We start from the raw sequence: 15,964 nt of genomic DNA on the forward strand, positions 1-15,964 counted from the left end.
GCCGGATCTGACGCGATTTAGGATCATAAAGGGGAGTTCAGCATGCAAGAAGACGAAGACAAGATCCTGGCCTGCGTCGATCGCTCGCATTTCGCCGACCATGTCACGGATGCCGCCGCTTGGGCCGCGCGCCGCACGGGCGCGCCGATGGAGCTGATGCACATCATCACCCGTCACACCGAAACCGCTTCGGGCAGCGACCGTAGCGGTGCCATCGGCTTCAACGCGCAGCAACACCTGCTGACCAAGCTCTCCGAGCAGGACGAGGCGCGCAGCAAGGCGACACGCGAGGAGGGCCGGGTGTTTCTGAATCGGCTGCGCGAGCGCGCGATCGCCGTCGGCGTCCCGGCGCCGGATGCACGTCAGCGTTACGGTGATCTGGAGGAGGTTCTGGTCGAGCAACAACCGAGCGTGCGCTTATTCGTGCTCGGGCGACGCGGGGAATCGGCCGAGACGACGCAACGTGATCTCGGACGCAACGTCGAGCGCATGGTGCGCGCGTTGAAGAAGCCCATCCTCGCCGTCACCCAGGGGTTTCAGGAGCCGAGTCGGGTGATGATCGCCTATGACGGCGGCAGCATGACCCGGCGCGGTGTGGAGATGGTCGCGGCCGGACCTCTCTTCCGGGGGGTGCCGATCCATCTGTTGATGTCCGGCGAGCCTCGCAAGGACGGCCCGCGCCAGCTGGAGTGGGCGAAGACGACGTTGGAAGAGGGTGGGTTCGAGGTCGAGGCCGCGCTGATCCCGGGCGACGCCGAGAACATCATCGCCCGCAGTATCCAGGAGCAGGCGATCGACATGTTGATCATGGGCGCCTACAGCCACTCGCCGCTGCGCAGCCTGTTGTTCGGCAGCAAGACCTCGGATCTGCTGCGCTCGGCTCGCATCCCAACCCTGCTTCTACGCTGAGACGAGGCCAACCGATGACACCCGATCCGCGCACCTACGGGGAACGACTCCAAGCCGAGCTGGATGCGTTGATCATCGACATCGCCGAATCCAACGACGCGGGCGGCAGCGTCGAGCTGGACCAGACACGTGTCGGCCGACTCTCGCGGATGGACGCCATGCAGCAACAGGCGATGGCGAAGAATACCCGGGAGCGCTACGGCATCCGGCGACTCCAGGTCGAGGCCGCACTGGCGCGGATCGAGGCGGGGACTTTCGGCCGCTGTTGCTTGTGTCGCAACCCATTGGATACCGAGCGACTCGACTCGGATCCGGCCGTGGTCTTTTGCGCGGACTGCGCGGAAGCGCGTGAGCAGGGACGCGGGCAGCGCTGATTCCTTGTCGACCGACGCGGCGCGCCCGCGACTTACAGGCAAGTGCGAGGACAACCCCATCGAAGCGATCGTGCCGAGATCCCAGCCGGTCAAGGAAGGCCGACACCACCGGCGGCTCGGGCGGATCCATTCCGAATGATCGAGTCACACCCCTATCGCGCCGACATCGACGGCTTACGGGCACTGGCCATCGTGCCCGTGGTGCTCTTCCATGCCGACATTCCGGGGTTCGGGGGCGGCTTTGTCGGCGTCGATGTCTTCTTCGTGATCTCCGGCTACCTGATTACCTCGATCATTGCGCGCGAGTTGCAGACGGGCCGTTTTTCGCTTGCGCGTTTCTACGAGCGGCGCGTGCGGCGCATCCTGCCGGCCCTCTTCGCGGTTCTACTGGCCAGTGCGCTGGCGGCCGCCCTGATCCTCTATCCCGGCGAGGCACGCGGTTTCGCCCGATCGCTGATCGCCGCGACCCTGTTCGTCTCGAGCATCTTCTTCCATCGCGAAAGCGGCTATTTCGATCAGGAGGCCGAGCTCAAGCCGCTGCTGCATACCTGGTCGCTCTCGGTCGAGGAGATCTTCTATATCCTCTATCCGGTCCTGCTCTGGCTGATCTGGAGTCGCGGTCAGAGGACTCGGATCGCGCTCGTCGGCGGGATTGCCGCGCTCTCCTTCGCGGCCTCCGCGATCGCACTCCGGCTCGACCCTGCCTCGTCGGCCGCCTTCTTTTTGCCCCATCTTCGGGCATGGGAGCTGCTGATCGGCGCGCTCGTGGCCCTGGCCCCGCTGCGCCTGCCGCGCGGGAGGCTCGCCTCCGACCTGATCTCGGTCCTGGGCTTGGTTCTGATCGCCTGGCCTGTCCACGCCTATTCGCAGGACACCGTCTTCCCGGGGCTCGCTGCCCTGTCGCCCTGTCTGGGCGCGGCGCTGCTGATCGTCGCGGGTCAGCGGCGGACCTCCCTGGTCGGGCGGGGCCTGTCCTGGCGGCCGATCGTCCTAATCGGCCTGATCTCCTACTCGCTCTATCTCTGGCATTGGCCGATCTTCGTCTTCGCGCGCCACCAGATGGGTCCGGATCTATCGCTCGGCGTGTCGCTGCTGCTGGTGTCGGCGAGCCTGATCCTGGCGATCCTCTCCTGGCGGTTCATCGAACGCCCGTTCCGGGGCCGCTCGGGCGTGCTGCCTCGGCCCCTGCTCTTCGGCGCGGCGACCCTCGCCGCCTTGATCCTCGTCGGCATCGGCGTGCACGGCGACCGCACGGCCGGCTGGCTCGGCCGCTATCCTCCCGAGCTTGCGGTTATCCTCGCCGCCGCGGATGACCGCGATCCGCGTCAACCCACCTGCGAGAGTGTGCGCGCCGATACACCCGGCTGCCTCTACGGCGATCCGCAGGCGCCGCCGGTCATCGCGCTCTTCGGCGACAGCCACGCCGCGACCTATGCGACCCTGCTCGGCGAGCTGGCGCGCGAACGGGAAACCTCCGTGCTGAGTCTGGCGATGCCGATCTGCCCGCCGGCCCTCGGCTGGCAAGGCGAGCCCTTGTCGTGGCGGGAGGATTGCGAGCGCTTTCAGCAGCTCGCGCTGGAACGCATCATCGCAACGCCGAGCATTCATACCGTGGTGTTGTCGGGCCGCTATCGGATCTATCCGTTCGACGATCCCGACTCGGGACTCATCCATGCCATGGACGCCGCCATCGACGCCCTGTTCGCGGCCGGCAAGCGGGTCGCACTCGTCTATCCGGTGCCGGAGCCCGGCGCGGATGTCCCGACGGTGCTGGCCGAAGCGGTGTTGCAGGGACAGGATCCGGAGGGGGTGGGTCAGCCGCTCGAACCGCTCGCGAAGGACTCTCGGTGGGTCACGGCCGCCCTGGACGGCCTCGGCGCGCAGGTGCCGCTGATCCGGCTCCATCCGCATCGGATCCTGTGCCCGGACGGCCAGTGTCTCTTCTACCGCGATGGGCAAGTGCTTTACTACGACGACAATCATTTGAGCGTGAGCGGGGTGCGCCTGTTGCGACCGCTCTTCGCTCCCTTGTTCGATCACCGAGATGAACGCGCTTGGCAGAACGGATCTCGATGACGAGCCGGCCGCCAGCCGCATCGGATAAGCGAGGCGGCTGATCGGCGAGCGCATGACGGAATCGACCCTTTGCATGCGAGCCCCGCACTGACGCCCCGAGTCATCCCACATTCAACGATGACGGGATTCAACGGATCATCCCGATTTTGGAGCTTGTCATCATTTCAAGATTTCTTGTATAGTTGAAACATGCAACGCGAAACAGCCACATCCGTCTTTGAAGCCCTCGCCTCCGGCATCCGGCTGGATGTGTATCGGCTTCTCGTGAAAAAGGGCATGGAGGGCATGGTCGCCGGTGAGATCGCCTCGACGCTGGAGATCCCGCCGACAAACTTATCGTTTCACCTCAAGGCATTGACGCAGGCCGGCCTGCTGAAGGTAGAGCAAGAGGGACGCTATCAACGCTACCGCGCGAACATCCCCTTGATGCTCGATCTGATCGCGTACCTCACGGATGAATGTTGCGCGGATCAACCGGGGCAATGCGCAGACTTGCGCGCCGCCTCGATCTGCTCGGAGAGCGTCCTGCCGCCGATATCCTCCGAACCCGCGAAATCCTGAATCGTGACTGTTCTGCGTCGTTTCCGGACTCGCCCGGGAACGATTTAAAAGACCCCCTGGAGGCACACCATGACACACATCCAAGTCTTCGACCCCGCACTCTGCTGCAGCACCGGCGTCTGCGGCGTCGATGTCGATCAGGCACTCGTCAGCTTCTCGGCCGATGTCGAATGGGCGAAGCAGAACGGGGCGCAGATCGAGCGTTACAACCTCGCGCAGGAACCGCTGGCCTTCGTGGAGAACGCGGCGGTGCGGGGCTTCCTGGAACGCTCCGGTCAAGATGCCTTGCCGCTGATCCTGGTCGACGGCGAGGTCGCGCTGGCCGGGCGTTACCCCAAACGCGCCGAGATCGCCCGCTGGGCCGGCATCCTCGCCGTGGCCGACCCGCTACCCGTCATCCCTTGTTGCACCGGCAACTCGTGCTGCTGAGCCACGGAGAACACCGCATGCACTTTCTCGATCACCCCCCGCGCTTTCTCTTTTTCACCGGCAAAGGGGGTGTGGGCAAGACCTCGATCGCCTGCGCGACCGCGCTCGAGTTCGCCGCTACAGGCAAGCAGGTCTTGCTCGTCAGCACCGATCCGGCCTCAAACGTCGGCCAGGTCTTCGGCGTCGCGATCGGCAACCGGATCACGTCCATCGACGCCGTCCCCGGCCTCTCCGCGCTGGAGATCGACCCGCAGGCTGCGGCCCAAGTCTATCGGGACCGCATCGTCGGCCCGGTCCGCAACCTGTTGCCCGAGTCTGTCGTCAAAGGCATCGAAGAGCAGCTCTCGGGGGCCTGCACCACCGAGATTGCAGCCTTCGACGAGTTCACCGCGCTCTTGCTCGACTCGGCCTTGACCGCCGGCTACGACCACATCGTCTTCGATACCGCACCGACCGGCCACACGATCCGATTGCTTCAACTGCCCGGTGCCTGGAGCGGATTTCTCGAAGCCGGCAAGGGCGACGCCTCCTGCCTCGGCCCCTTGGCCGGGCTGGAAAAGCAACGCGCACAGTACAGCGCCGCGGTCGATGCCTTGGCCGATCCCGAGCGGACCCGCCTGGTCTTGGTCGCCCGCGCCCAGCAGGCGACGCTGCGCGAGGTCGCTCGGACGCATGAAGAGCTCGCGGCCATCGGCCTGCGGCAACAGTACCTCGTCGTCAACGGCGTACTTGCGGACGCCGCAGCCGCGAACGACAGCGGGGCCGCGGCCGACGTCCTGGCGGCCGCCATCGGTCGGCGTGAACAAGCCGCGCTGGCGACGATTCCGGACGTGCTCAAGACCCTGCCGATGGACCGCATCGCGCTAAAACCCTTCAATCTGGTCGGACTCGACGCCTTGCGCGGCTTGTTGACAGACACCGCACCGATCGATGCCCCCGAGGAGATCGCGTCGCAGCCGCTGGAGGCCCCCGATCTGGCAAGCCTCGTCGAGGAGATTGCCGCGGATGGCCACGGGCTCGTCATGCTCATGGGTAAAGGCGGCGTCGGCAAGACCACACTGGCCGCAGCCATTGCCGTCGAGCTGGCGGACCGCGGATTCCCCGTGCATCTCACGACATCCGACCCCGCGGCACACTTGGCCGAGACCTTGACCGAAAGCCTGGAGGGCACGGGCGCCACGCTCGAGATCAGCCGCATCGATCCTCGGGTCGAGACCGAGCGCTATCGCGAGCATGTGCTGAGCACCAAAGGCGCGCAGCTCGACGACGCCGGCCGAGCACTCCTGGAGGAGGATCTGCGCTCGCCCTGTACCGAGGAGATCGCGGTGTTCCAGGCCTTCTCGCGGATCATCCGCGAGGCCGGCAAGAAGTTCGTCATCATGGACACGGCACCGACCGGTCACACGCTGCTGTTGCTCGACGCCACCGGCGCCTACCACCGCGAAACGACCCGACAGCTCGGCAACAGTGGCATGCAGCTGCGCACGCCCATGATGCAGTTGCAGGATCCCAAGCAGACCAAGGTGCTCTTGGTCACCTTGGCGGAAACCACGCCGGTCCTCGAAGCGGCCGGCCTGCAGGCGGATCTCGAGCGTGCCGGCATTACGCCTTGGGCCTGGGTCGTCAACCAGAGCCTCGCGGCCGCACGGACGCGCTCGCCTCTGCTGCGCCGCCGTGCGGCGAACGAGCGCGAGCAGATCGACGCGGTCGCCGAGCAACATGCGCGGCGCTATGCGGTCGTCGCGCTCCAAGAAGCCGAGCCGATCGGCGCGGATCGGCTCCGGCGCCTGACCACGGCGACTGGAAGCCCCGCCGGATCGGGGCCGAGCCTGTCCTGATCGCGTTTGATCCGACCCCGTCCTTGCACGCACGCGGCTCGCCGAGCCGAGGAATTGCTTTTGACCCTACTCGTGATGGCCGCGGTTTTGACCTTTGTGCTGACCGCGGTGTTCAGCATGGCCGGGCTGGGTGCGGCGCTGATCTTGATCCCGGTCTTTCTGGCCTTCGGCATCGAGTTGCAAACGGCGATGGCCGTCGCGCTCCTGCTCAACGCCGTCGGCATGTCGGTCGCCTCCACGACCTTCGTGCGAAAAGGCCTGGTGGAATGGCGTTTGGTGGTGCCGATGGTGGTGTTGGCGGTCGGTCTTTCCCCGGTCGGCGTCTGGGCTGCACATGGACTTGAACGGGATCTGCTGCTCTGGCTGTTCGTGGGCTTTCTGGTGTTCGCCGCACTGATGATGCTGCTCTATCGCCCCAAGCCGCGCACGACGCGGGCCTCGGCGGCGGCAACACTGGCACTAGGTCTGCCGGTGGGCGGCACGGCCGGGTTCATCGGCGGTCTGCTCGGCGTCGGCGGCGGCAACATTATCGTTCCGGCCTTGGTCACGGCGGGCCTGGAACCCAAGCGCGCCTCGGCCAGCGCATCCTTCGTCGTGATCTTCGCCTCGCTGAGCGGCTTTTTGGCGCATGTCCAAGTCGCCCGGATCGACCCCGCCCTGCTCGCGGTGACCGCGGTCGCAACCATTGCCGGAGCGGCGCTCGGCGCCTGGCTGGCGACCGAGCGTCTGAGTCCGGGCCAATTGAAACACGCCATCGCCATGGTCTTGATGCTTGTCGCGGCCAAGACAATGTGGGATCTGCTCTGAGCGAGAGACCAACCCACGCCTCATGATCGTCATCACGCACATGCGACGGTCAAGGATCGCTTCGGCAGCGCTCCTGTCACCCTGCAACCCGAGCCGATCGTTCGACGGGTTCAGCGGCATGACCGGGACGCGCGTCGGGCGAACGATACTTCTCAACAGGCCGATCATGCGATCGGCGCAGTCGGCTCGGATAAGCCGGAGGGCCAATCATCATGCCTAACATCGAACCACGCCCCATTTGGGTCGTGATCGCCTTGACCTCCACCGTGATCGCCCTGGCGAGCCTGGTACTGACCCCTTTGCTGGATCTAGACCCCTGTCATCTCTGCATCTTCCAACGGCTACTGTTCATGATCCTCGCCGCGTTGGCCGGCTTGGCGGCGGCCTGGCCGCATCCGGGTCGATCGCCGCTGCCCGCACGGCTGGCCGGGTTGACGCTCCTGCCGATCGCAGCGCTGGGCGTCGGTGTCGCCGCCCATCAAAGCTGGCTGCAATGGCAGCCCCTAGACGGCATCTCCTGCATCGGCGGACCGCCCGGCCCGATCGAGCGCGTCGTGGAATGGCTCGGCCAACAGGTGCCATCGCTCTTCATGGCCAGCGGATTCTGCGAGGACCGCGAGCTGGTGATTCTTGGTCTTTCGCTCGCGAACTGGGCCTTTGTCTTCTTCCTCGCCATCCTGGTCGCCGGGGCTTGGGCTCTGTGGCGAGCTTGGCGATGGCCGCATCCCGAATCGACGCAGCGGAGGGACGCCCGATGATCAAGAATGCCCATTCGACGCGCGCCTTCGTCGCCTTTCTGGTGACCTGGTCGTTCGCCATCCTCACCGTAACCGGCATCGTGCTGTACATCGTTCCCCACGGACGGGTCGGCAACTGGACCTTCTGGACGCTCGGCGGACTCGGCAAGGACGGCTGGGCCGATGTGCACATCCTGTTCGGGGCGGTCTTCATCGTGACCGGTGCACTGCACCTTTACTTCAACTGGAAACCCTTCAAGAAATACCTGGCCGAGCGGGTGCGTGGCCATCTCGCGGTCAAACGCGAGTTGGTGACCTCGCTCGTCGCGACGCTTCTGCTCACCCTCGGGGCGCTGTTTGCCGTTCCCCCGGTAAGTTGGCTGTTCGATCTCAATCACTGGGCCAAGTCGGCCTGGAGCCGCGCGCCAGGGCAGGAGCCGCCCTATGCGCGTGCTGAAGTAACCCCGCTACCGGTATTGGCTCAGCGTCTCGATTTCGATCTCGACGCCGCCCTGACGGCGTTGCGCGGGACCGGGATTCGCGTCGATACCCCGCAAGGACGCGTCACGCCGAGCGCGAGTCTCGAGAGCATCGCACGCGACAATGCGACGACGCCCGCCGCGCTCTTCGCCTTGATCCCGCAGTCACCTCCGGCGCGGAGCGCAATCCAAGATCCGATGGCGATCGAGGACCGTCTGACCGGCACCGGAGTCGGCGGCAAGACCCTCGACGCGTTTGCCGAACAGCAGGGCATCACCCCCGAAAGCGCCGGCCAACGCCTCGCCGAAATGGGAATCGCAGCCCACGGCGGCGAAACGCTCAAGGAAATCGCGGAGCGCCACGCGACCCGTCCGATCGAGATCGCCAAGACCCTGTTGGCCCCCGGCTATCGTCCACAGCCGAGGCAAGAATGATCCACCGGTTTTCGAGCGCGAAACAAAGCCTGCCGGTGATCCTGTCGCCGCCCCGTGCGCATGAGTTGGCCGCCGAAGATGAAGTCGACCTCGATGCCACCAAGCAAACCCTGAGGTGAGCGCAACAGCTGCAGCCAGTCGCTTTAGCCATGGGGCTTGGAACGACAAATTAGTCTCCCATCGATCGCATTATTCAACGAGGACTTCTCATCATGACCAGCCAATGCGAGGTCGCCGGCAAGCAGGCCGCCGGCGCTGACATCGGTCTGTTCGAGCGCTATCTGAGCCTCTGGGTGGCGCTGTGCATCCTGGCCGGTATCGGCCTCGGGCATTTCGCGTCCGGTGCCTTCCAAACCATCGGCGAACTCGAGGTGGCGCAGATCAACCTGCCGGTCGCGGTGCTGATCTGGCTGATGATCATACCGATGCTGCTCAAGGTGGATCTCACCGCCTTGTCGGGCGTGACCGCGCACTGGCGCGGCTCGGTGGTCACCCTGGTGGTCAACTGGGCGATCAAGCCCTTCTCCATGGCGCTGCTGGCCTGGCTGTTCATCGGCTGGTGGTTCGCGCCCTATCTGCCGGCAGAGCAGATCGACAGCTACATCGCCGGCATGATCATCCTCGGCGCCGCGCCCTGCACGGCGATGGTGTTCGTCTGGAGCAATCTCTCGCGCGGCGAGCCGAACTTCACCCTCGCCCAAGTCGCCTTGAACGACCTGATCATGGTCGTCGCGTTTGGGCCCATCGTCGCCCTGCTGCTGGGGCTCACTGCCATCTTCGTGCCTTGGGAAACGCTCCTGCTGTCGGTGTTGCTCTACATCGTGGTGCCGTTGGTGATCGCGACCATCTGGCGGCGTCTGTTGCTGCGCGCGGACCCGCGGGGTGGCGCGCTCGCGCGCGTGCTGGAGCGACTGCATCCGGTCTCGCTCATCGCGCTGTTGGCGACGCTGGTGATGTTGTTCGGCTTCCAGGGCGAGCAGATCATCCGGCAGCCGTTGATCATCGGCCTTCTGGCCGTCCCTTTGCTGATCCAATCGGTGCTGATCTTCGTCATCGCCTATCTCGCGAACCGCTGGGTGCGCTCGCCGCATTGCATCGCCGGCCCCTCGGCGATGATCGGCACCAGCAACTTCTTCGAGCTGGCGGTGGCCACCGCCATCGCGCTGTTCGGCTTCACGTCCGGCGCCGCGCTGGCGACCGTGGTCGGGGTGCTGATCGAGGTCCCGGTGATGTTGCTCTTGGTGCGCGTGGTGATGCGCACGCGCCGCTGGTATGAGCGTGGCCGAGGGATCCCGCCGAGTACCGACTTGGTCCCCTTCGCCGGTGCGCAGGCCCCCGCGGAGAGCGCATCCGGGATGGTCCTCTTACCGCGCGCGTCCGATGGCGCCGTGCGCTGGGTGCACGGCCAGGTCGTCGCGAACCGCATTGCCGAGCTGACCGCGCCCGTCGGCGGGCGGTTGCTCGCCTGTTGCGTGTACGAGGGCGATGCCGTCGCAGCGGATCAGGAGCTGCTCCGAATCGCGCCAACGGCTGGCGCGACGGCCGCGGCGAGCGGAGATCGCGGCCTGAAGGGTCGGCCCGAGGCTATCGACACCATCGACAACACCCTTGCCACCGACGCCCTGGTGTTGCGAGCGCCATGGGAAGCCCTGGTGCGGCGTGTCCACACGCCCATCGAAGGACGTCTCGTCGAGCCCGACGAACCGCTCATCGAGCTCATCGCGACGGATGGGATCGCGCTGCGCTTCGCCGTCGAGGAAGGCGACGCCATGGCGCTGCGGCCGGGTGATCGGGTGCAGGTCCACTTCGGCACCGGCGGCGCATCGGTGGACGCATCAGGAGAGACGTCCGGGATCGAGCTGCAGATCGAGCGCGCCTGGCCCGAGCTCGATCCGGACACCCGCACCCGCCGCTTCGAGGCGCGGCTGCCCGCCGATCTGAACCCGGTCGTCGGCCTCTCGGCACAGGTCCGCATTGTCGTGGCCTGATGTATCAATCACCGAGGAGAACGACATCATTTATCGTCGTCGCCGAGCTGCGTTTCGGCGCAGCCAAGAAGCGATCCGAGCGATTGACCGCCCAACTGCGGACAGCCATTTTCAAGAGGCGATCCGATCGGCGAGATTCATTGCGACGGACGCCCGAACAGGATCGACAACTCACTTATTTATAATATAGATTTCACTGGTAAAATCTTCTCATAAATCTTCTCACCGCCGCGATCCGGGAGAGCGCCAGGTCTTGAGGACGAAACAGCAGCTCGCGCAGGAGCGCCTCGCCAGCGTGCTCGGGCGTCGGGCCGCAGTCCGGGCGGCGGATCTGGCCCGGGAGCTGGAGATCAGCGTCCCCACGCTGCACCGGCTTCTGGCCGCGAGCCCCCTGCCCGTCCTGGTCGCGGGCAAGGCGCGCCGGACCCGCTATGCCTTGCGCCGAACCGTGCGGGGCGACTCGGGCGAGTACCCACTCTATGCCGTCGATGCGTCCGGCCGCGCGACTCAGCTCGCAACCCTGTCCGCCGTCGCCCCGTCTGGATCCTGGATGGCACTCACGGGGACGGACTGGCCGCTGATCGAGGAGACGCGCGAGGGATGGTGGGATGGCCTGCCCTACCCGCTCTACGATATGCGCCCGCAGGGTTATCTCGGCCGCCAACTCGCGCGGGCGATCCAGCGGGAGCTGGCGGTGCCGGACCATCCCGATGTCTGGAACGACGACGACATCCTCTTCGCGCTGAGCCGGGTCGGGACGGATACGGTCGGCAACCTCATCCTCGGCGACACCGCCTGCGAGCGCTGGCAGCGAGAAGGGCTCTCCACCCTCGAGCCTTTGCGCGAAGCGAGCACGGCCGCCGCCTACGCGGATTTGGCCGAGCAGGCGCTTGCGGCGGGGGTGGCGGGATCGAGCGCGGCGGGCGAGTTTCCCAAGTTCCCGGCGCGGCGCGACCTCCCCGGTCGACCTACTCCGCATGTTCTGGTCAAGTTCTCCGGCGCGGACGACTCGCCCGCGGTCCGCCGCTGGGCCGACCTGCTGGTCTGCGAGCATCTGGCACTGGAGGCTGTTCGCGCCTTGCCGGGCGTCGCCGGCGCGCACAGTCGTGTCCTATCGCACGCCGGGCGAACCTTCTTGGAGGTCGAGCGCTTCGACCGCCACGGCCCCTTCGGCCGCAGCCCCCTCATCAGCCTGGAGACGGTCAACGCAGCGTTGCTCGGCCTGGATGCGCACGACTGGACCCGCCTGGCCGATGGCCTGGTCGCGGCGAGCCTGCTGGAGACGGAGGATTCCGCAAGGATCCACCGCCTCTGGTGGTTCGGCCGGTTGATCGCCAACACCGACATGCACCCGGGGAATCTCAGCTTCCAGCCCCTTTCCGGGCGCCTGCACCCGGCGCCCGCCTACGACATGCTGCCGATGCGCTATGCGCCGCTGACGGGCGGTGAGCTGCCCGCGTCCGAGTGGACGCCACCGCTCCCGCTCCCCCGCGAGCGTGAGACTTGGCTCGCCGCCTGCGAGGCAGCCTTGACCTTCTGGGAGCGGATGGCCGCGGACGCGCGGATCAGTGCGGCGTTTCGCGCACTCGGAAGCCGCCATGGACAGGCATTGCGCGACCTGGCCGAGCGGGTCTAGACAAGCTCCGGTCGTTCGGCTTCTCAGCACCGATCATCCTGTCCGGCTGCGTTGTCACCGCAGCCGCGTAACGCCGTAGCGCTTCATCTTTTGCCAGAGTGTCTTGCGGCTGATGCCGAGCCGGGCGGCGGTTGCGGTCATGCTGAAGTCCTGCTCAGCCAGCGCGGCTTCGATGGCCGCACGCTCGCTGGCTTGCGCCTGTGCCTTCAGACCCGTCTGTGCCGGCGCGTCCCGGGCGTCGTCCAAGGCGAGCCGTTCACCCCGACCCAGGATGCAGGCGCGTTCGAGCGTGTGCTGCAGCTCGCGCACGTTCCCCGGCCAGGTGTGCATCAAAAGGCGTTCGCGGTCCTCGGATGTCAGTACCCGCCGCTCCTGCGGCACACGTCGCCCGTAATCGGCAACGAACCGCTCGGCAAGCCAGAGAATGTCTTCCGGACGCTCGCGCAAGGGCGGAATCCGGATCTCGAGGACACGGACCCGATAATACAGATCTTCGCGAAAGCGCCCCTCCCTGACCAGTGCCGCCAGATCCTGGTGGGTCGCGCAGACCAGACGCGCCGGAACCGCGACCGACTCGCTGCCCCCGATGCGCGTCAGCTGACGACCCTGGACCACGCGCAGCAGCCGGGACTGAAGCGCGAGGGGCATGTCGCCGATCTCGTCGAGGAAGAGGATGCCGCTGCCAGCCTGCTCGAAAACACCGGCACGGCGGCGGTCGGCACCCGTGAAGGCACCCTTCTCGTGACCGAAGAGCTCGGCCTCGATCAGGGTCTCGGGCAGGGCCGCACAGTTGACGGCGACGAAGGGGGCGTCCGGACACTGAAGTCGATGCAGGTAGCGTGCGACCACCTCTTTGCCGACGCCGGATTCTCCGCCGATCAGGAGTGGGGTCTGGGCATGGCGTGCCATCCTCGTAAGCTCGCCGGCGAGGTGTCGCATCGACGCGGAGATCCCGAGCGGTTCGTCGCCCGGCCTGTCTCTTCCGCCATCATGCACCCCGGCGAGCGCCCGGAGCTTCGCGATCAAGGCCGTCGGATCGAGCGGCTTGGTGAGATAGTCCGCGGCACCGAGCTTGAGGAGCCGCACGGCATCCTCGATGGTCCCGTAGCCGGTGATGAAGAGACTGGGCGGGATGCGCACCCGTTCGTCGAGCAGCCGCGCGAAGAGGTCCGCGCCGGAGAGATCCGGCAGGTTGACGTCGATGACGGCGAGGTCGGCCGTGCCTGCCGCCAGGGCGCGCATCCCGTCGCCGCCGGTGCAATGCCAAACCACGGCAAAGCCCTCCAGCTCGAGGCGCTGCACCAGCGCCTCGCCCATGATGGGATCATCTTCGATCAGACAGACGCGGATCATGCCGGGGACTCCGGGGCCATCGGCAGAGCAACTCGAAACCGAGTGATCTCGCCCTCGGTTTCGACCCGAATGGTGCCGCCGAGCTGCGAGACGATCTGGTAGCAGACCCAAAGCCCGAGGCCCTGCGTGTGCGGTCGACTCGCTGGATAGGGCTCGAACAGATGCTGAAGCTGCTCGGGCGGGATGGCGCGACCGCTGTTCTCGATCCACAGGATGAGTCGGTTCTCCTGCACCCTCATCCGAACCTCGACACGACCACCGCCTTGCGCGGCCTGGACGGCATTCAACACAAGATTCAATAGCAGCTGGCGGACCGGGGACGCCGGGAGATCGATCGCGGTGTCGCAGGCGTTCTCCCAACTCAGCGAGACCCGCGCCTTGACGCTGTTCGGCTGGATCAAGGTCTTCACATCCTCCAAGTCTTCTCGCGTCAGGGTTCGAAGATCCGCCCGTGCCTCGACCAAGAGCGCAGACACCGAGCCCTGGATCTGTCGCAACGCGCGCTCCAACAGGTCCAAGAGACGTTCGGTCTGCGCATCGACCTGATGGGAACGCCGATAGGTATCGATGGCCATCAGCATACCGCCGAGCGGGTTATTGACCTCGTGGGCGACCCCGGCGGCGACCCGCCCGACCGCGGCCAGACGCTCGGCCTGAATCATCTGCTGCTCCAGGGACTCCTTCTGAGCGAGCGCCGAGAGCATCGCCGCGAACTGTCGCCCGAGGCGCCCGATCTCGCTGTCGCCGTCGGGCAGGGTGCACTGCATCCGGCGCGGATCCTCCCGTCCGACACGCCCCATGCAGTCGGCCAACTGCACCAGCGGCCCGACCATGCGTCGCCCCCAGAGCCAGCCGATCGGCAACAGGATCAACAGGATCGCGCCGGTCACCAGGACGCCGCCGAGGAGGATCTCGCGAAACCGGGGTAGGTATGGCGCATCGGAGAGCAGGGCAATGAGCTCGCCGACCTGGGAGCCGTCGCTGTAGAGCGGCAGGCGCAGCACGCGACGGACATCGTCGCGATCGACCGCAGATACGCGTCCGGGCGTCTCGTCGATCACCTGCGGCTGTGCTTTCGGGAGCCAGGGCAAGGCACTCTCGATCGGCTGATCTAGGCGAAAGCGGCGCGGGCGGTTGCTCGCGAAGATGCGGCCGGATTGGTCGACCAGGATCCAGACCGCATCGCCGCCGCCGTCGGGACCGCGCAGCAGCGAATAGGCCAACCAGACATCGTCGTTTCGCAAGGCCTGGATCTGAACACCGGCCATCGCGTACCCGAGGCTCATGGCGTTGCGGCCTTGGTCCTCGCGCAGATTGGCCAGCGTCTGCAATCCCAACGCCACGGCCATCGAGAATGCGGTTATCACGGCGGCAATACTCAGACTCAGCGGCAGGCGCAGCCGATAGCTCGACAGCGGAAGCGTCACGCGCCGTCCCCTCCAGCCAAACGACCGGCCATCCGCGCGATGTCGTCATAGAGATCGGTCGTTTCGAGACCAAAGCTGTCGAGATTGAGCTCGTTCAAGAGTGCCCGACCGGCTGCATCCTGAACTTGGCTCAAGAGCACGCGCCGGATGGCATGCCGATCGGGCTCGGACAACGCCGGACCGGCGACGATCGGCGGGAAACCGAATTCAGGCGAGCGCTCCAGCACGCGGGTCTGCGCCGTTAATTCCGGATGACCGAGCGCGAGGGTTTCCCAGACATAGCTGTCGACGGCCGCGCCGTCGGCCAGGCCTTCGGCCACCGCCTCGACGCTGCGCGGGTGTCCCCAGGTGAAGAAGGTTCGCCGAAAGAAACGGTCCGGATCCCGACCGTCGCCGGTGAGTCGAAAACGCGGATAAAGATATCCCGAATTGGAATCCGGATCGGCCCACGCAAAGAGTCGGCCCTCGAGGTCATGTAGGCGCTGGATCTGCGAATCGGCGCGGACGATGAAATAGGATTGATACAGCGGGCGACCACGAAAACGCGGCACCGCAATCAGCTCCAGACGAGACCGGTTCCGGACATAGGGATAGCCGCAGATCCAGGCCAGATCGAGGCGCCCTTGGAGCAAAAGATCCAGGATCTCGCGATAGCGCGAGCGCTGGACAAAGACTACCGGCCGCCCGAACTGACGCTCGATCCAATCGGCCCAGGCTTCGAGGAAGGCGATCCGATCATCGAGCACGACCGGCGTCAAACCGAATTGCAACGGCTGACTTGATGCGAGTACGGGCTCCGCTCGGCCGCCGGCGAGGCCGACGCCGGTCGCCAGCAGACCGGAGAGAAAGGCGCGACGTGAGCTCGGGGACGACATCGGGCATTTCTCGGAAGGTGTGACGACGGCCTCGCGTTGA

At 66.1% G+C, this 15,964-nt stretch carries 15 protein-coding genes; 12 read left to right on the forward strand and 3 right to left on the reverse strand.

The annotated features are described in order from the left end of the window. Positions 1-42 precede the first annotated feature (42 nt). The 12 genes from BDD21_RS22155 (at position 43) to yjjJ (ending at position 12,269) form a co-directional block, all read left to right on the forward strand. Entirely contained in the window at positions 43-909 is an 867-nt protein-coding gene (locus tag BDD21_RS22155) for a universal stress protein (RefSeq protein WP_120799014.1), read from the forward strand. 14 nt (positions 910-923) lie between these two features. Next, the gene (locus BDD21_RS22160) at positions 924-1,283 is read left to right on the forward strand and encodes a TraR/DksA family transcriptional regulator (protein ID WP_120799015.1); all 360 of its coding nucleotides are present in this window, start codon (positions 924-926) and stop codon (positions 1,281-1,283) included. Positions 1,284-1,418: 135 nt separating this feature from the next. Next, positions 1,419-3,359 (forward strand): acyltransferase family protein, encoded by a 1,941-nt coding sequence (locus BDD21_RS22165; RefSeq protein WP_120799016.1) that lies wholly within the window; start codon positions 1,419-1,421, stop codon positions 3,357-3,359. Between the two features lie 189 nt (positions 3,360-3,548). After that, on the forward strand, positions 3,549-3,920 hold the full coding sequence (locus BDD21_RS22170) for an ArsR/SmtB family transcription factor (RefSeq protein ID WP_120799017.1): 372 nt from the start codon (positions 3,549-3,551) through the stop codon (positions 3,918-3,920). 69 nt (positions 3,921-3,989) lie between these two features. Further along, the gene (gene arsD / locus BDD21_RS22175) at positions 3,990-4,349 is read left to right on the forward strand and encodes an arsenite efflux transporter metallochaperone ArsD (protein WP_120799018.1); all 360 of its coding nucleotides are present in this window, start codon (positions 3,990-3,992) and stop codon (positions 4,347-4,349) included. A gap of 17 nt (positions 4,350-4,366) precedes the next feature. Further along, positions 4,367-6,187: an arsenical pump-driving ATPase gene (arsA, locus tag BDD21_RS22180; protein WP_120799019.1), complete on the forward strand. Its 1,821-nt coding sequence runs from the start codon at positions 4,367-4,369 to the stop codon at positions 6,185-6,187. A 60-nt stretch (positions 6,188-6,247) separates the two neighbouring features. Continuing rightward, positions 6,248-6,994, forward strand: coding sequence for a sulfite exporter TauE/SafE family protein (locus tag BDD21_RS22185; protein WP_245969745.1), 747 nt, complete (start codon positions 6,248-6,250; stop codon positions 6,992-6,994). A gap of 212 nt (positions 6,995-7,206) precedes the next feature. Next, on the forward strand, positions 7,207-7,752 hold the full coding sequence (locus tag BDD21_RS22190; protein WP_120799021.1) for a disulfide bond formation protein B: 546 nt from the start codon (positions 7,207-7,209) through the stop codon (positions 7,750-7,752). After that, the gene (locus BDD21_RS22195; protein ID WP_120799022.1) at positions 7,749-8,645 is read left to right on the forward strand and encodes a DUF4405 domain-containing protein; all 897 of its coding nucleotides are present in this window, start codon (positions 7,749-7,751) and stop codon (positions 8,643-8,645) included. Before BDD21_RS22190 ends, BDD21_RS22195 begins: the two co-directional genes overlap by 4 nt. Further along, entirely contained in the window at positions 8,642-8,764 is a 123-nt protein-coding gene (locus tag BDD21_RS29080) for a hypothetical protein (protein WP_281269163.1), read from the forward strand. The genes BDD21_RS22195 and BDD21_RS29080 overlap by 4 nt, the downstream gene beginning before the upstream one ends. A gap of 93 nt (positions 8,765-8,857) precedes the next feature. Then, positions 8,858-10,633, forward strand: coding sequence for an ACR3 family arsenite efflux transporter (gene arsB, locus BDD21_RS29285; protein WP_170164857.1), 1,776 nt, complete (start codon positions 8,858-8,860; stop codon positions 10,631-10,633). A 253-nt stretch (positions 10,634-10,886) separates the two neighbouring features. Continuing rightward, a complete protein-coding gene (gene yjjJ / locus BDD21_RS22205; RefSeq protein ID WP_120799023.1) occupies positions 10,887-12,269 on the forward strand; it encodes a type II toxin-antitoxin system HipA family toxin YjjJ in 1,383 nt (460 codons plus the stop codon). A gap of 54 nt (positions 12,270-12,323) precedes the next feature. Here the strand turns inward: yjjJ and BDD21_RS22210 are convergent, their stop codons facing one another. The 3 genes from BDD21_RS22210 to BDD21_RS22220 are packed head-to-tail and all read right to left on the reverse strand — an operon-like array spanning position 12,324 to position 15,924. Beyond that, positions 12,324-13,622: a sigma-54-dependent transcriptional regulator gene (locus BDD21_RS22210; protein WP_120799024.1), complete on the reverse strand. Its 1,299-nt coding sequence runs from the start codon at positions 13,620-13,622 to the stop codon at positions 12,324-12,326. Continuing rightward, complete coding sequence (locus tag BDD21_RS22215; protein WP_120799025.1) at positions 13,619-15,049, reverse strand: sensor histidine kinase; 1,431 nt, start codon at positions 15,047-15,049, stop codon at positions 13,619-13,621. Before BDD21_RS22215 ends, BDD21_RS22210 begins: the two co-directional genes overlap by 4 nt. After that, entirely contained in the window at positions 15,046-15,924 is an 879-nt protein-coding gene (locus tag BDD21_RS22220) for a substrate-binding domain-containing protein (protein ID WP_120799026.1), read from the reverse strand. The genes BDD21_RS22215 and BDD21_RS22220 overlap by 4 nt, the downstream gene beginning before the upstream one ends. Between the last annotated feature and the right edge of the window lie 40 nt (positions 15,925-15,964).

This window comes from Thiocapsa rosea (assembly GCF_003634315.1).
Taxonomy (GTDB): domain Bacteria; phylum Pseudomonadota; class Gammaproteobacteria; order Chromatiales; family Chromatiaceae; genus Thiocapsa; species Thiocapsa rosea.

Excerpts from the sequence above, each read along its gene's own strand:
- BDD21_RS22155 (WP_120799014.1), top strand. The coding sequence starts at position 43 with ATGCAAGAAGACGAAGACAAGATCCTGGCCTGCGTCGATCGCTCGCAT.
- BDD21_RS22160 (WP_120799015.1), top strand. The coding sequence starts at position 924 with ATGACACCCGATCCGCGCACCTACGGGGAACGACTCCAAGCCGAGCTG.
- BDD21_RS22165 (WP_120799016.1), top strand. The coding sequence starts at position 1,419 with ATGATCGAGTCACACCCCTATCGCGCCGACATCGACGGCTTACGGGCA.
- BDD21_RS22170 (WP_120799017.1), top strand. The coding sequence starts at position 3,549 with ATGCAACGCGAAACAGCCACATCCGTCTTTGAAGCCCTCGCCTCCGGC.
- arsD (WP_120799018.1), top strand. The coding sequence starts at position 3,990 with ATGACACACATCCAAGTCTTCGACCCCGCACTCTGCTGCAGCACCGGC.
- arsA (WP_120799019.1), top strand. The coding sequence starts at position 4,367 with ATGCACTTTCTCGATCACCCCCCGCGCTTTCTCTTTTTCACCGGCAAA.
- BDD21_RS22190 (WP_120799021.1), top strand. The coding sequence starts at position 7,207 with ATGCCTAACATCGAACCACGCCCCATTTGGGTCGTGATCGCCTTGACC.
- BDD21_RS22195 (WP_120799022.1), top strand. The coding sequence starts at position 7,749 with ATGATCAAGAATGCCCATTCGACGCGCGCCTTCGTCGCCTTTCTGGTG.
- BDD21_RS29080 (WP_281269163.1), top strand. The coding sequence starts at position 8,642 with ATGATCCACCGGTTTTCGAGCGCGAAACAAAGCCTGCCGGTGATCCTG.
- arsB (WP_170164857.1), top strand. The coding sequence starts at position 8,858 with ATGACCAGCCAATGCGAGGTCGCCGGCAAGCAGGCCGCCGGCGCTGAC.
- BDD21_RS22210 (WP_120799024.1), bottom strand. The coding sequence starts at position 13,622 with ATGATCCGCGTCTGTCTGATCGAAGATGATCCCATCATGGGCGAGGCG.
- BDD21_RS22220 (WP_120799026.1), bottom strand. The coding sequence starts at position 15,924 with ATGTCGTCCCCGAGCTCACGTCGCGCCTTTCTCTCCGGTCTGCTGGCG.